The organism is Gilliamella sp. Pas-s27, assembly GCF_009795865.1.
In the GTDB taxonomy this organism is placed as follows: domain Bacteria; phylum Pseudomonadota; class Gammaproteobacteria; order Enterobacterales; family Orbaceae; genus Gilliamella.
The window spans coordinates 14699-31448 of record NZ_WTEW01000004.1 but is presented as its reverse complement, the minus strand read 5'-3'; the positions used below and the strand labels follow the sequence as shown (position 1 = coordinate 31448).

The following is a 16750-nucleotide window of genomic DNA, read 5'->3' as shown; positions in this document are numbered from 1 at the left end:
CGTCATAGTCCTTGACCAGGAACATAATCTTGACCATAAACTTTCTTCATTTCATCAACAACAAATTTAAGTTCTTGTCCTGGCCAATTTACTGGACTAGGACCTCCGCCAAATTTATTTTCAACATTATATCCAACGCCAAATGCTTTTCCTTCATCATTCCAATACACTAGATGCTCTTTGCCTCCATCAATTTTAGTTAAATTACCAAGGTAGCCTCTAACTGTTGGTTTAGATCCATATACTTGATCTTGAAAAGCTCCAGCAGTTATTCCCCATGTCAGTAATTGTCTATCTTCATTAATAGCAGTACACCCAGCATATCGGCAATAAAGCATATTAATATTATTCGTGATAAACTGCGGCTTAGCTAACCTTCCTGTGGGGGTTATAAGAATACCATCTGGGTCATAGACAGCTTCTTCATCCAAACCAAGTCCTAAATGATTTGCCGCTCCCATACCATAAACTTCACCCGACGAGGTTAAAAAAGCAGTAAAACTATTCCCACCCGTAATATGCACTATATCCTGACCACTAATTGGAATATAATTTGTAATATCGACTGGCTCGTTAGGATATTTATGAGCAACGACATTTTCACGACCAAATGCATTAGCTTCTTCATCGCCCCATGCAAAAATATTTCCCCTATCATCAATAGCATATCCACTTTCGTAAGCAGCACCTATTAATACTATTGGACGACCATTAAATTTCTCCCTAGGAATTTTATAAACGTCATTTACCGAGTTGTAGGTACCATTCCCTACTTGACCATATATGCTATGCCCCCAAGAATAAACATCACCATCCCTCGTTAATGCATAAGAGACATATTCCCCTGCATTAATCATAATGACATCTTTACCGTCTAAAACTAAAACAGGTAAGCTTGGGTAATTTGGATTACCTTGCCCGTTTCTCCTGCCTCCGCCTGCCTCATGATATACGTTTTGCCCCCACCCCCATACATTGCCTCTATCATCTAATGCAATAATATGATATATCCCAGCAGCTACTTGTGTAATAGTAAGTCCCTCTCTGACAAAGGTCTCTACTCTAGCAGGAGCAGCAGTTGAAGAAACATCTTGTCGACCATTTCCTTGCTGAGACGAGTTTCTAAATCCCCAAACCCAGACATCACCATTTTCTATTGTTATGCCTGTATCAACCATGTTAGTTGCTGTAGGAATATCTATTTCTGATTTTGTTGTTAAAATCACAGCATCTGTACTAGCTTTTGCTAATAATGAAAAGGATAAGCAGGATATAAATATTACGACTTTTTTTAGTTTCATTTATCGATAACTCCTATTCTGTTATTTTTTTATTTTTATTAACAAAATTTCCCGTCTCACTCAAAATTATTTTTTCCATTGTATCATACAATGATTGATAATCTTGAACTTCATGCAAATATTGTTTATTTTCATTCATACATTTAGTAAACCATTTACCGTATGCAGCTTCATACTCAGAATTTGTTGTCAAATTACGTGCTCTTGGGTCAATTTTTATATAGTGAATTGTCGCTGTTTCAGCTGGCATATCAATATAACCTCTATTTTTGTTATCTAATGAAGTTAATCCACTCGTTATTGCCTGACAAACACCAGCATCCAAAAACTGATCTCTAAGAATATCTGCTCCACTATCATCTTTGCCATCAGTAATAATAATCATTATTTTATTATTAGCACTACCTTTTGCCATCACAGGAACAGTCCTTAACAAAGCTGTTATGGTATCTGTTCCTCCGCCCGGTTTCCAGTCTGCTGTTTTAATAGAATTTAAAAGGTTAGTATTATGATTTACATCCCGACTAAACGGAACTAGATAAGGTGATAACTTAAAACCAGTCATTTGCCTCGCTGCTTCAGCAAACCTTTCATGATTTTTTGTCATTTCCGCTATATTTTTACTCATAATGCCATTGTTATATAACGGTGATTGACACATTCCCTGAAATGGAGAAAAATCAGCCACAGTTGGCGAAATAGGTCGATTAAATGTTATAGTATTGGTATTTATATCACTAAATAATGTATCAATTGTACCTTGTACATCAACTGTTTGTGTGTTGGCAAATGAATAATGTACATCAGGATAATTTCCTGAAAACATATAATCATACAGTTGAACTACTTTAGCGTATTGATCTTCAACAGTTTTTTTATTGCTATTTTTTAATGGATAATCAGTATTATTTTCACCACAAGCATATCGTGCAGACCCCATATTAAGCTGCTCAATCTTATGCCGAACAGTACATAACCCATTATCTACCAATTTTTTATCACTATCGTACCCCAAAGCTGGACCAATTAGTTGTGAATAATAGCGGTAATAAAAATAATCTAAATAGTAATAAACTGTGTTCTTAAACCTATCGAAATAATTATAGGTTAAATAATTACTAATAATATTATTTGCTTTTAAACTACTCCATTTTCGATATGCAATATTTTTATTTGCCCAAAAATTATAATCAATTTTGGCATAATCATCCGTCATTTTATACATAACCGAACAAGCATAGCTTTCACCACCTGCTGGGTTTGCAACATTTTTTTGCTGAACAGGTACTCCAATATCATAAGGAATTAATGCAAACTGATATTCTGGATACTGTTTAAATCTATCAATAATGTCAGCTATTGCTGTTTTCATATATTGAAGACGTTGTACATCATAACTCCCCCCTTCAGAGTAGTCATTACATGTAGTATCGTTATATTGGCACGTTGCTGACCCAGAAAAATCACTAATAAAAGCAATATCAAGTGTATCAACACCTTCAAATTTTCTTGTATTTCCATAAGTGTCTGCTTTATTGCTAACAAGCATCGACTTATCTACTCCATTACCTTGTCCACTGCCTTTATCACTAGTTAGGAAATCAAATTTTTGTTTATAGACTACACTATATATTTTTTTGTCTTTATCATAACTTATATTAATAGTTGCATCCTTATTTCCGACTAAACCATCGCTAATTTTCTGATAGATAGAATAATTAATATAGTTTAATGCCATTTTACGATTTTGTTCAATTGCAGGATCATCAATATTTTTATTGTTTAAAGCTACAATAGCTAACGATGCTTCGTTAGTTGCTTCAGAAAGTTTAGCTCGATTACGCATTTCTTGAACATAATTAATCGAAACTAGCATACAAATAAGCATAGTTGGAAGCATAATCGCAAAAGCGACAACAACACTTCCTGAAGTACACCTAAAAAAAGATTTTTTATGATAATTCCGTTCAAGCTTATTATTGTTCATATAATCCTCTCAGAAGTGTATTGATTAACGATGATAAATTGGGCAAGCTGTATTATTAGCATTCATAATATCATCACAGCGTGATAACACAACAACATTACTACATAAGTTAGGCAAGGTATTTGAGGTTACTCTATTTGAATTAATCCATTTCAAATAAAGACTTTCTTCATTAACAATACACATACTAACTCGATATAAAGGTATCCAACGCCCCGCTAATCCATTTGTGGGATCGGCAACTCTTGGAACATACGGAACAAGTTTGGTATAATCAGCAAGTGTATTATTTGAACGATCCGTCATGCTAGGTAAAGAAGAAAAATATCCATTAATTCCACTATTATTATTACAAACGCCATCAGAACAAGATTCATCTTCTAACGTAACAAGTTTGGCATGTTCTAAGCTCGCAGGGTTATTAATATCTTGTAAGATAAATAACGCTTCTACTTTTAGAATAACATTACGCCCATTTAATAATGAACTTGCTAGTTGGCTAAGTTCCTTCACTTGAGCATTATCAAACAACTCGTAAGATTCAAAACAAGAAGCAAAATTAGACTTTTGGCATAATAAAGACCCATTACCACTATTTTTATCATCTATAACCGGGTAAATAGATGATCTTTCACGAAAAATAGAAGCTACAGTATAATTTGCTCGTTCTAATTTATCTTGCAACATGATGCTACTATACACATCATAGATAATGAATACTAAAACTGAAAATGCACAGAAGTATGCTGCAAATTCTATTGAAATTATACCGTTTTTATTGTGAAAAAAATTACCAGAATATTTCATGTGTTATTTGATTCCTTCCTTATTTTAATAAAACTCACGGTAAACAATAGTTTTCTTCTTCAATGAGGTATCAAGAATACGACTAAATAGTTGAGAAAATATGGCATAATAGTCGTACGTCAATTCAAATAATAATATATGAGTATCATCGGATGGAGAACCCTGACAATTATTATTAATGGCTTTTTCGATTGTTTCACAATATGCTACAGTTATGTGAAACTTTTGCGGATCTGCTATATAAGGCCACAAAGGTGCTTCAGATTCAATCAATTGCTGTAGCTGTTGGTCATAATTTTGTTGTTCAGAAATCGCTGTCTTTCTAGTGATTTCAGTAGTCATGAGATCCAAAGCCGAACCAACAAACATAATTCGGCTAAATTCAAGAACAAACAAAAATAGTACAATAAAAGAAGGAAAAACAATTGCAAATTCTATCGAAACACTTGCATTTTTTTGACGAAAAAATAATTTCCAATATTTCAACATAATTTTGCTCTACTCTATTATATTAAGGATCAATCTTTCTTTTTCTTTAATATTGAAAAAGACTTTTTTTGTTTATTGTTGTTTTTGGTTGTCTTATTACCGATAATGGCCATAGCTATTTCATTTATTTCACTGCTACTATGTGCTTTTTTAAATTTATCCATTCTTGGGATAAATTTACGCGTAAAATTGATACTTCTACCTAAGAATTCTTCAATATCCTCATTTCGTAAAGCACTTTTTTTATCATAAGGTAAATTATCATTTAAACAAACTAAAAAACGTTTATTCAATAAATCAGAATTTCTTGTAGTAGCACGCGAGATTTCATCTAGCATTTTTTTAGCTACTTTAACTGAAAAAGGATCTCTATTTATTACAATGAAAACAATATTTGAAAACTTGATGATATCATCAAAATGCTTAAACGAAGATGGTAACCCCATATTTTGATCAATCACAGTAATATTAAATTGACCTGAATTCAAATCATCGTATTTCCAAGCCTTATCAGTAGATTCAACCTTTACTTGTAAAGACATTTCCACATCAACTAATAAATCATCTTGAGGTATCGGTGCTTCAAACAAAAAATCAGCATTAGGACTTGTTGTTGCACCTTGAATATAAAGAAGTGGGTAATTTGTTAACGAACTGATATTTTTTAATGTATGAACCGCTAATGATGATGTACCAATTCCCCCTTTACAACCTAAAAATGTAATAACGCTACCTACTCTTAGGCTTGATCCCGGTGGTGTGATACTTCTTGTGTGTAAGACATCGGGAATTTTCTCTAATTGACTATTTTCTAATAAAAAATAAATCCCTTTTTTTAACAAAAATTCAGAAAACTGAATTGAATCATGGCTACCAATAAGTATTGTGGATGCTTGAATTGGAAAAAAACGATTAATATTTTCCGATAACAGTTCAGCATTATCTTCGTCTTTAATATCTAAGATAATAGCATCATACTTACTCCAACGTGTGTCTTCTTTCAAATCAGATAAATCTAACGAAAAGATCTCCATAGCTAATACGTTGTGAAGGAAAAGTACGGAACGAATACTTTCTACCAATTCAGATCTCTTGCTTAAAATAGCAACCTGAAAACCAGAGATACGTCCAACTACAAATTCTTGTGATTGTTGTTTTAATATTTCTTTATCTTTTTTATTACCAAATAATTGCATAAGAATCTCACTAATATTTTATTCAATAAAACCCATATCGCTAATAAACTTTTCACTTTCATTAGATACAGGTATTGTTTTTCGTCGTTGTTTATCCATATTATTTTTAATATTAAAGAAACTGTTAATCACATCTGTTCGTTCTAGAATCGGTAACTCTACACCATCAAAGTTATTATTTGGTGTAACCAAATTAACTGTTGCAAATACGACCATTTCCGTTTTTTCGCGACTTGTTGTTGCACTGCGAGCCAACGCTCCTAAAATCGGGATATCACTAACAAAAGGAATACGAGACAATGCTTCTGTGTCTTGTTCATTAATTAATCCTGCAATAACAAAGCTGTCTCCATCAGATAAATCAATAGTTGAACTTGCTTTTCGAGTTTGCAATGTCGGAATATTATAGTTATTAAAAGCATATGAACCAGCTACGGAACTCACTTCATTATTAATAAATAATCTAATACGTTTATCATTATTTACTTTAGTACTAATGTTTAATTTAATACCATATTCTTTATAAGTAACATTAGCATCACCATCTTTGTTTTTAGTTACAATGGGAATCTCTCCACCAACCAGAAATGATGCATTTTCACCAGATAATACAGATAAATTAGGTTGCGCTAAAATTTTAGCTAATTGATCATTTTTTATTGCGCGAATCATAGTGGTAATATTATGGATATTAAATCCTTTTTTTAGACCTAATAACGTAAACTCACCAATATTGTTCGAAACAAAGTCGTTGCCTTTACCCATACTATTTAATGTTAAACTTTGCCACTCAATACCTAATGAATCGGTAAATTTTTTACTAACTTCAACAAATGTCAATTTTACATTTACTTGGTACTCTTCAATCACCCTAATATTATCAATAATATTGTTATATACATAATAATCCTGAAATGTAAGTTGCTTATCTCCGAATTCATCTGATGCTCTACTTCGTATACGCTCAGCACTTTGTCCAACAAGTGTACCTACAAGTGTAATAATTTTAGTCTTTGTAGTGGTATCTGGTGTAGTACCATTTAATACATAAACAAATCTACCATTTGGATCACCATTATCATAACGATCAATTGTTACACTGCTATTTGGAAAATTTTGCGCTAGTCTATGCGTAATTTGAGATAAAAGCGGATCGACATTGATAGTATCATTAATAATAATATTATTTGCATCATCATAAACTAGCAGGCTAGTCTTACCATTTGACTTACCATATATAATTAATGATTTGCCATCAATAAGCTCATAATTTGCTACAGTATCTTGGCTGATGAAAACAGTACCCACGTTCTCAGGTAAAGCAATAGTTTTACTTTGCCCTATTTGCAAATTATGGGTATTAGCAAAAACCAATGAAGAAAAGCTAATTGATAATAAGCAAACTAGCTTATTGATTATGTTCATAATTGGTTTAACTTTTATTAGCATTCTTAGTTACCTTTTAGTAAATTAATCTGTTTTTTCTTTGAAAAAATAGCTTTATCAGTTAATGGCCAGTTTTTTTCCTTATCATTTAACAAACGTAAACCATCATCAATATTTTTGTCATAAGTACTTGGATACATTATGACTTTAGAATTTGTCATAAGTGTTCTTAGCAATTTAATTTCTTGGTTTGAAAGCTCTAACTGGATTTTACCAACATCATTCTTCTGAAATTTTTGGTCAATCTTATCATCAACATCAATATAAAGAACTTTCTTACCTACAATAATCGGCTTTAGACGATTTTTTATAAAATCATCACTAGGTGAAACTAATTTACTCTCTTTATAATTTTTAGCATTAGAATTTGCCAACTCTTCATCACTATAAAAGACGTAAAGATCAACAAGATCCCCCCCCTTTAAATTCTTCACTAAATAAGAATCAAATTGATCTAATTTAAATGGAAACATATAGTTTCCTTCCTTTAGAGCTAACAGTATGTAATCTTCTGAATTAGGAGAAGCTATAAAGTTACTTTCTATAAACGTATCTTTCGCAATATTATTTTTAGTAACATAAGCATCAATTTCATCCGCATTACCTATATATTTAGATTTTCCATTAGATCCAATATCAACTTCTACTGATTTAAAATAATAATCGTCCTTAGTCAAAATTGTTTTTTTGTTAATATCATACTTTGCAACTGCTACTGTCATGGTTTCTGTTTTCGGTTTTTCTTTAACTTCAACTTCAACCTTAGGTTGAACCACTGGTTCAGCAACAGGTGTAGGAGATGATTTTGTAAACAGTAATGCTAGTCCAACAATTAGCATTAATATATACAGAATAATTACTTTTTTTTGTTTCATGCAAGCTCCGTAAGATTTTATATTTATTGTTATTATTTTTTTGCACTTATTTATTTTCAGAATAAAAATCAAAGGCAAAACAATGTGCTTTACCACTAGGCTTAGGACCAACGTCAAAATCTTTCACTATTGAGTCCTTTTTAGTTTTTATTTGCAGAATTAATGTTTTTTCCACAGTTAAAGTTCCTGTCACACTGGCAAAATCACGATCACTACGAGAAATTAGATTAATGATATGATTTATTCCTTTGCTAGGTAGCGTTACATCATAAAATGATAATTTAAATTCTGTCGGTGATATTTTTTCAATCTTATATTGATTTTTGCTCAATTGATTAGCTGTTTCAAAGGTGATTCGGCTAAATGCTTTGTGTTCTCCAGATCGAACAGCTAAAATATTCGACGTAGTCGTTACCTGATTAATTTGATTATTTTTCTTAGAAGTTGTTTTCTTATCCAAAGTTACTGAATTACTTACACTAGGTTGTTGAGAGGATTTTTCTGTTTCGGATTCAGGTTCTGTTTCAGTTTTTAATTTAGTTAAATTCGATAATTTAGCACCAATTTGTGATTTATTAGTAGATGGCAAATTAGCTATCTTTTCAGGTTTAACAGCTTTACCTGCTTTAGTAATTTGCTGTGATGCTATTTTTTCAATTGTATACTGTTTTTGATTATTACTTTGTGCTGGTACAATTTCATTAAATTTAATCGCATTAACTGGCTCGACTTGTTTTAGCTCCTGGATTAAAATTTCGGGTTCATTAGATAACCTATGCCCTAAACAAAATGACTTAGCTAATTGCATTTTATTTAATTTTACTAATGTATAAAGCAAGTTATGAAGAATAGTTTGGTCACGATATCCTTTCGTATATAAAATGTTTAAATGCTTATAAGCTTCATTATAGTCTTTGTTCAAAATCGATAGCATTGCTAGATTATTTGTGACTTTGTTCTCGTCATAAAAATTTTCTCTAGCTAGATTGAACGAATATTTTGCCGCATCATATTGTTTTTTCTTTAATAAAACAATACCTTTTACATTATATGCTTCACCATTTTTACGATTAATTGTGATTGCTTTATCTAAATACTGTAGTGCAGTGTCACTATTTCCCATTTTTGACTCAACATGACCATATAAAACAAAAAGATTATCATTTTTACTTTTATTTAAAACTGGAGTTAATGTTCTTTTTGCCGCTTCATAATCATTAGACAAGTAATAGACTTGAGCAAGTTTATATCTTGTATCTTCGCTATCAGAACGTTGCAAGCGTTGTTTATAAAGCTCGATTAAACCACCATAATTTTTCGTTGTTTCATGAATATAAATTTTTTGTTTCTCATTCAAATCGTATTTTACGGTACTGTTTTGACATCCAACCGTAGCAAATAATATTGAACACAACACAATAAATTTTGGGTTTATCAGCCTTCCGGGGTTATAGCATATTGAAATATTATTCATTATTTTACATCCTACTATTACTTAACGTGTCTATAATATTCATGACAACAGGACCTGCAACAACAACAAGAACAGGCGCTAGAAAAAAAATCATCATCGGTATTGTCATTTTTGCTGCAAGAGCAGCAATTTTTTCTTCTATAGTTAATTTTTGTATGTCTCGAATTTCAGCAGATAATTCTAGTAAAGCATCATAAATCGAGTTTCCATAACTAATACTTCTTTTTAATGTAACACAAAACATTCTGACTTCTTTACAAGGAACCTCTCGCTGGATTAAATCAATAGAAAGTTCAATTCCATTGACATCCATCATTAAACATGCTCTTTCTAAAATAGCAGCCACATCTTTATTAATTGGTTTTACTCTTGTACTTAAATACCTAAAGCCATTTTCAACAGTCATTCCTGATTTAACCATGATTGCCATCATATCAATAATCAGTGGTAAATCTCGCGAAATTTTTCTAATTCTTACTCGAGCTTGCCTTTTTAACAAACTATCGGGTACAAAAATGACTGCAATAACAATAATAAGCAAAACAATCAGTAATAAATTAGAGTCAAGCTCAACTAATGAAAAAAGTTGATTCACAAGATAAAAAGACGAAAATCCAACAATAACCGAATAGATCTTCCAACTATTTTGTTCTTGAAAGCGACGCAAAAAATTAAGAGTTAAACTATTTTTTGCAACGATCTTTTCAAAAGCAATATTACTTTGGTTAATGTGTTTTTTAGGTACTTTCTTTTCTTTATTCTCAGCGTTTAAAAACAAACCGAGTTTCGCATTTCTTTGATGTAGCAAATATAAACTGATCAATTCCTTACATCCAATATAGAGCAAAATAAGGGAAATCAAAATATTTAGTAAACTAATCATAGCTATATCCTTAAATGACTCTGTTAATCATTCCCTTTATAATGATAAGACCAATGACCACACTACTGATAACATAATACAAAATATAGTGTCCAACCGTTGTATCCATCAAATACTCATAATTCTTTTCTGAAATAAATCTAAGTAGAAAAATAAAACCAAAAGGCATACACCCTAATATTAACATTGACATTCTTAATTCAGCAGTTTTACCATCTCTAGTTTTAGTTAAAATTCGATTATTTACTAACATTTTTGTTAAACGAGCAAGTATTTCTTTTAACTCTCCGCCACTGTCTAAATTAACCATTACCGTCAAAATAAAAAAATAATATTCAGGGAAAGGGAGTCGTACATACGATCTCAGTAAGACATCATCAATATTTTCACCAATTTCTATTCGACTATCCACTTCTTTCATTGTTTTACCAACAATGCCACCAATAGAGTTTCCACACGTTTTAAAGCTTGTTGTTATTGCCCCCCCCGATGATACAACACCTGTAACAGTATTTAATACTTCGGGAAACATCTCATAGAATTCTTTTTTCAACTTTCTCTTTTTAAGAAAGATTATTATAAAGACCGAACAGATAAAACTAGTTAAAGTTGCAATATAATTATCATAGCCAATATATTTTTTATTTAAAATAATACCAATAACAGTACCTACAAAAATATAAATAAGTAACTGTGCTTTAGATTGTCCCATGACTAGTATATTGTAATAAGATCTAATCACTATTTTAGAATCGAAACTTATATGTTCCCAAAACGATCCTTTTCGTTGAGATAGCTGGCTTTCAAGCAAATTCGATAATGATGTATTCTTAACTTCGACATTACGAAAAACCCGCAATCGCTCTCTGCGAGAACGTAATACAAAAATATTTATAACAGCAACAACGACAAGCATAAGTGAAAGAATTAAAATCATATCTCTAAACCTACTGCATTTAACATTAGCTTTTCTAATATATCTGACATTTCATAATATTGGGCAGCATCATAAAGTGCAGAGCGCCTAATTAACCCATTGCAAACAAATTCGCCCTGAATCTTACCTTGTTCATTTCTCTCGTCATGTATTTTAAATTTAAAGACATCATGAGTAACTATATTTTCAGATTCTAATCCTATAACTTCAGTAATACTCATCACTTTACGCTGTCCATCTGGAAGGCGAGATACCTGAATAATAAAATTAACAGAAGAAGATATATAATGCCTAATTGCTACAATAGGTAACTCTGGCTGAGCCATAATGATCATGCTTTCTAACCGAGATAAGGCATCTTTAGCTGTATTAGCATGTAATGTCGACATCGAACCATTGTGACCAGTATTCATCGCTTGAAGCATTTCAAATGCCTCTTCACCACGGCACTCCCCTAAAATAATCCGGTCTGGCCTCATCCGTAAAGCATTAACTAGTAGATTTTGCATCGTCACTCGACCACGCCCATCTTCACCACCTGACTTCGTTTCTAATCTAAGCACATGGTCTTGTTGTAGTTTTAATTCGGCGGCATCTTCAAGCGTAATGGTACGTTCATGTTCACCAATAAATCCAGATAAAGCATTAAGCATTGTCGTTTTACCTGAACCTGTTCCTCCCGAAACAATGATATTCATTCGGCAACGCGCTGCAATCACTAAAAAATTGGCCATATCTTCGCTTAGCGATCCATAGTTAATCAAATCGTGAAATGTTCTTCGACCTGTACCAAATTTACGAATTGACATGGATGTACCGTCAATGGCTACTGGAGGAATAACAACATTAAGACGACTACCATCGGGCATCCGAGAATCGACTAGAGGACGTGCTTCGTCAATATTTTTGCCAACTTTATTGACTAAACGCCTAGCAATATCAAGCAACTGGCGCTCGTTGATGAAAAATTTATCCGTTTTACTGAGAACTCCTCCTCGTTCAACATAAATGCTATAAGGACCATTGACTAGGATATCATTGACTGATTCATCTTTCATTAACGAATCAATTGGTCCATAACCAACAATTTCATCACAAATCATCCCTGCCAAAACAGAAGATTCGTCAGTTGTAATATGAGCATTACCAGAATTGACTATATCCCGAATTATAGTTTGTACTTCACGCTGAATTCGAGATGGGTCATTCTTTAGCTGTTCAACAAGTTCTAGATCAAGGACTTGAAAAACCAAATCACGGACCTTACCCCACTCTTCAGGAAGCCTAAATTGTTCACTTGCCATAATATTTCTTAATAATTAGTTTCCATTAAACAAGAACTACTAGAGATAACAAACACAGTAATAACCTGCCATCTGCTAGTAACTCTTAAGTCTTAAGGTCGTAGACTCTTTATTAGAAGACTATTAAAAATAGCGTATAGTCACTAAAATGACAGTTATCCACTTAATAATAATCATCATAAAAAATCAATACCTTAATAATTAGTACTATGCAATAATATCAGTCATGCTAAGTAATAGTCTTTTGAATACACCATAAATAGCATTGTGAACTGGACCGCCGTTACCATCAAAAATAACTAGTACTACGGCAGCAACACCACCTGCTACGATTACATATTCGATTGCAGTTACACCTTGTTCATTTTTAGTAAATTTACCTAAAAAAGTTTTTGTTTTAGTACAAAGTGATGATAAATTCATCATAGTTTTTTCTTCATATATTTATTGAATTATCAATTTAACAATTTAATTACTTTCTTTTCAAAAATTTTTCAAATGATAACCTAATTTTGTATATATTTGCAACTATTTTAATAAAATAATTAATTTTTTAAATTATTGTGTTATTTCATCATAACAACAATTACAGTCCGTAGTGGTTTTATGGATAAAATGTAGAAGCGAAAAAAATTTACTCTTAATTCCGAATTATAGTTTGTACTTCACGCTGAATTCGAGATGGGTCATTCTTTAGCTGTTCAATAAGTTCTAGAGCAAGGATTTGAAAAGCTAAATCACGGACTTTACACTCTTCAGGAAGTCTAAATTGTTCACTTGCCATGATATTTCTTACTGATTGTTTGCCATTAAACAAAAGCCACTAGAGATAACAAAACAATACTAAGTTGCTATCTGCTAGTAGCTCTTAAGTCTTAAGGCCGTAGACTCTTTATTAGATAGACTATAAAATGACAGTTATCCACTTAATAATCATCATAAAAAAATCAATACCTTAATAATTAGTACTATTAGATAATATTAACCAATCTATCTTGTAATGCTGTGAATACACCATTTAACATAGCATGAACTGGACCGCTGTTACCATTAAAAATAACTAGTACTACGGCAGCAACACCAGCTGCTACGATTGCATATTCGATTGCAGTTACACCTTGTTCATTTTTAGTAAATTTACCTAAAAAAGTTTTTGTTTTAGCACGAAGTGATGATAAATTCATCATAGTTTTCTCTCCTATATATATTTATCGAATTATAATTTAACAAATTAATTACTTTCTTTTCAAAAAGTTTTCAAATGATAACCTAATTTTGTATATATTTGCAACTATTTTAATAAAAAAAATTAATTTTTTTTATTATTGCGTTATTTCACCATAACAACAATTACAGTTCGTAGTGGTTTTATGGATAAAATGGGAAGCCAAAAAATTTACTCTTAATGTTATTTTACTATTAACTTATATCTTAATTAGCGGTATTTATTCGTATATCTATTGAACTAAATCTGCTAACCAATATTCTGAAACAATTTTTAAGAATTATTTTTCTATCTACTCATGATTACAACTTTATTTTTTATTATGATTGTATTTATAACCGTCATAAACTTGTTGTATCTTTTGGCTTTTTATTGCTATTTTTTTAACCAAAATTAGCTATTTTATTTTTATGGAGAAATGATATCAGAAGAATTGCTTGATTCTATTGTCGAAACTAATTCTTACGAAACGTTATCAATGGCTAAGGAAACCCCAATGGGGAGGTTAAACGAGGATTCTATAAACCTATTGCAAGCTTAGTGCGTAACTGTTATCCTGCTGTACTGGGTAATTTATCCTATATTTGGGTTAGTTATACTTCAACAGATATTCATTCAAATACTCATGAAATTGAAAAATTTAATGAGTCTATTCTTTTACCGCCTAATAATACTGATAATAAGTTGATCGTTTTTATCATAGGTGAATCTTCTTTCGTGAATCGCCATAGTTCCTATGGCTACCATAAGCAAACTACGCCTTTTATGACCGATATTTTTAGCCAAAACGGAGGATGTATTATCCCTAATACTTACTCAGCCGCAGCCTTTACTCAAGATTCTATACCGATGACACTTTCATTTAATACACCCGAAAGTGATGATAATTTATTTAATAATAAATCGATTATTGAAATGGCTAAGTTCAATCATTACAAAACCTATTGGCTAGCATCGGCTGGACAAGCAATCCAAGAGACATTTGATACTAAATTTGCTTTTATTGCACGTAAAAATGATGTTGTGTCTTTTAATGAGGATCATCTTGATACTACTTTAAGTTTATTATTAGAAGAAACGCTACAAAAAGATTATTCTCCGAAAAAATTTATTTTTGTTCATTTAAGTGGTAGCCATAAACCTTATAAAGGAGGTTATGATGAAATTGATAAACAAGCTTTACCTGATGCTGAAGAAATATGATCTAACTATTCATCATACTGATCGTGCAGTTAAGGCATTGTATGATGTTATCAATAAATACAGTGATAACTATACAGTGATTTACACCTCAGATCACGGCGAAATTGTCAATGTTGGGCATGGCATAGGAGATAATGTTGATCAGTTTCTCATTCCTTTTATGTTTATGTCAACCAATCCGCGCTATAACTGCCAGTATATTGAATCGTTTCGAGGAGAAACTGGTTATTTAAGTGAGCTGATGAATAAATATATTTTATCTAATCTTTTAGGTTATGAAATTGATCAGGCCATCCTTGAGAAAGAAAAAAATAATGATCGCGTACTTATGCCTAATCGTGCTGTTAGGCCTTTTTCAGAAATTCTTAACAAACACTAAGTTGTTACTTGTTATACGTTGAGTAGTGAGTTAGGAATATCTATTATAGATTTTATACAACATTAAATGGGGGCTAACTGCCCCCCCTTTTTTATCATTATATCCTGAACTTAACTATTGCCACTAAAACCGTTGAATTACTATACGAAGTTAAACAATCATCGCAGATAAGACAAGTAAAAGCATCACACTCAACAATAATTGCGTTTTAATTCAAGATATTAATTAAGTAGATTACTCACACTTTAACAAATCAACAATCAACTTAAATACATTCGAATGCCCTTTGCGACTTGGGTAGTAAAGGTAAAATGAATCATAAGTAATCGCAAAATCGGCCAACAACTCAATTAATTGACCCGATGCCAATTCTTGCTCAACACTAGAATCAGCAAGCCAAGTAATACCTAAACCATCTAATACAGCTTGCTTGCGTAAATGGTTATTAATCATAAATTGCGAGTGCGGATGGTATTTAACCATTTTGCCTGCTTGTAAAAATTCCCACGGCAATTCGGTACCATGCTCCGAAGATATTCGCATACCAATTAAACGGTGATTATCCAGATCGTTAACGGATGTTGGTTCAGACGTTTCCTGCAAATAATGGGGGCTAGCGACTAAGGCCATTTTTAATGGCGGGGATATTTTTACGGCAATCATCTCTTTAGCGATATCGCTCCCTAAACGACATCCCATATCAAAGCCCTGTTTAACAATATCCGCCCAGCTATTATCGGCTTGAATTTCAATTTTAATTTGTGGATAACGGGGCAAAAAGTCGCGTAATTTAGGATAAATGATCTGTTCAACCGCAATGCTTGGGGCATTAATTCGGATTGTTCCTGATGGCGTATTAACAAAATGACTTAACGCATCAACTTCTTGATGAATAGAATCAAATAACGGCGAAATTTGCCGATATAGCTGTTCACCTGCTTCGGTCAGTGAGACATTACGCGTGGTGCGATTAAATAAACGCAGATTTAACCGAGTTTCTAGGTTTCGCATACTATGACTCAGTGCTGATGAAGTCACTCCCAACAATTGCCCAGCTTTAACAAAGCTAGACGTCTGCGCCACGGTAATAAAGTAATTCAACTCATTTAGGTTATACATAATCAGTCCCTATTCGTGAATTTAATTCACTACACTATAAAACAAGCCCCTATTTATCTCAATAAAAGCCCTCGTTAAAATAGCAACTAATTACATCCACAATAAATAACCCACAAAATTAAGGG

Annotated in this window: 17 protein-coding genes; 2 read left to right on the top strand and 15 right to left on the bottom strand. The window is 32.1% G+C overall.

All coding sequences use genetic code 11. From position 1 onward, the window contains the following. Positions 1-2: 2 nt before the first annotated feature. The 14 genes from GQ589_RS02655 to GQ589_RS02590 all read right to left on the bottom strand — a co-directional run bounded on the left by GQ589_RS02655 (position 3) and on the right by GQ589_RS02590 (position 13886). Positions 3-1301, bottom strand: coding sequence for a hypothetical protein (locus tag GQ589_RS02655; protein WP_160424449.1), 1299 nt, complete (start codon positions 1299-1301; stop codon positions 3-5). A 13-nt stretch (positions 1302-1314) separates the two neighbouring features. Beyond that, positions 1315-3288 carry a VWA domain-containing protein gene (locus GQ589_RS02650; RefSeq protein ID WP_160424448.1) on the bottom strand — a complete coding sequence of 658 codons (1974 nt, stop codon included), beginning with the start codon at positions 3286-3288 and terminating at the stop codon, positions 1315-1317. A 24-nt stretch (positions 3289-3312) separates the two neighbouring features. After that, positions 3313-4095 carry a tight adherence pilus pseudopilin TadF gene (tadF, locus tag GQ589_RS02645; protein ID WP_160424446.1) on the bottom strand — a complete coding sequence of 261 codons (783 nt, stop codon included), beginning with the start codon at positions 4093-4095 and terminating at the stop codon, positions 3313-3315. A 24-nt stretch (positions 4096-4119) separates the two neighbouring features. Further along, positions 4120-4584, bottom strand: a complete 465-nt coding sequence (locus tag GQ589_RS02640; RefSeq protein ID WP_160424444.1) for a TadE/TadG family type IV pilus assembly protein — start codon at positions 4582-4584, stop codon at positions 4120-4122. Between the two features lie 29 nt (positions 4585-4613). After that, positions 4614-5780, bottom strand: a complete 1167-nt coding sequence (locus GQ589_RS02635) for a hypothetical protein (protein WP_160424442.1) — start codon at positions 5778-5780, stop codon at positions 4614-4616. Between the two features lie 18 nt (positions 5781-5798). Next, positions 5799-7229, bottom strand: a complete 1431-nt coding sequence (locus GQ589_RS02630; protein WP_160424439.1) for a type II and III secretion system protein family protein — start codon at positions 7227-7229, stop codon at positions 5799-5801. 2 nt (positions 7230-7231) lie between these two features. Further along, positions 7232-8101: a hypothetical protein gene (locus GQ589_RS02625; protein ID WP_160424438.1), complete on the bottom strand. Its 870-nt coding sequence runs from the start codon at positions 8099-8101 to the stop codon at positions 7232-7234. 46 nt (positions 8102-8147) lie between these two features. Then, positions 8148-9575 (bottom strand): M48 family metallopeptidase, encoded by a 1428-nt coding sequence (locus GQ589_RS02620; protein WP_160424435.1) that lies wholly within the window; start codon positions 9573-9575, stop codon positions 8148-8150. A gap of 4 nt (positions 9576-9579) precedes the next feature. Beyond that, positions 9580-10458 carry a type II secretion system F family protein gene (locus tag GQ589_RS02615; protein WP_160424433.1) on the bottom strand — a complete coding sequence of 293 codons (879 nt, stop codon included), beginning with the start codon at positions 10456-10458 and terminating at the stop codon, positions 9580-9582. Between the two features lie 10 nt (positions 10459-10468). Continuing rightward, positions 10469-11395 carry a type II secretion system F family protein gene (locus GQ589_RS02610; RefSeq protein ID WP_160424432.1) on the bottom strand — a complete coding sequence of 309 codons (927 nt, stop codon included), beginning with the start codon at positions 11393-11395 and terminating at the stop codon, positions 10469-10471. Continuing rightward, on the bottom strand, positions 11392-12699 hold the full coding sequence (locus GQ589_RS02605; RefSeq protein ID WP_160424430.1) for a CpaF family protein: 1308 nt from the start codon (positions 12697-12699) through the stop codon (positions 11392-11394). Before GQ589_RS02605 ends, GQ589_RS02610 begins: the two co-directional genes overlap by 4 nt. Positions 12700-12906: 207 nt before the next feature. Next, entirely contained in the window at positions 12907-13125 is a 219-nt protein-coding gene (locus GQ589_RS02600; protein ID WP_160424428.1) for a Flp family type IVb pilin, read from the bottom strand. Positions 13126-13339: 214 nt separating this feature from the next. Continuing rightward, on the bottom strand, positions 13340-13483 hold the full coding sequence (locus tag GQ589_RS02595; RefSeq protein ID WP_160424426.1) for a hypothetical protein: 144 nt from the start codon (positions 13481-13483) through the stop codon (positions 13340-13342). 187 nt (positions 13484-13670) lie between these two features. Further along, complete coding sequence (locus GQ589_RS02590) at positions 13671-13886, bottom strand: Flp family type IVb pilin (protein ID WP_160424417.1); 216 nt, start codon at positions 13884-13886, stop codon at positions 13671-13673. Positions 13887-14464: 578 nt separating this feature from the next. Between GQ589_RS02590 and GQ589_RS12400 the strand changes: the two genes are divergently transcribed. Both GQ589_RS12400 and GQ589_RS12395 read left to right on the top strand, forming a co-directional pair. Next, positions 14465-15127, top strand: coding sequence for a sulfatase-like hydrolase/transferase (locus GQ589_RS12400; protein WP_160424415.1), 663 nt, complete (start codon positions 14465-14467; stop codon positions 15125-15127). Then, positions 15111-15506, top strand: coding sequence for a sulfatase-like hydrolase/transferase (locus tag GQ589_RS12395; RefSeq protein WP_160424413.1), 396 nt, complete (start codon positions 15111-15113; stop codon positions 15504-15506). Before GQ589_RS12400 ends, GQ589_RS12395 begins: the two co-directional genes overlap by 17 nt. Positions 15507-15740: 234 nt before the next feature. Here GQ589_RS12395 and GQ589_RS02575 read toward each other — a convergent pair whose 3' ends face one another. Further along, complete coding sequence (locus tag GQ589_RS02575) at positions 15741-16625, bottom strand: LysR family transcriptional regulator (protein WP_160424411.1); 885 nt, start codon at positions 16623-16625, stop codon at positions 15741-15743. Positions 16626-16750 lie beyond the last annotated feature (125 nt).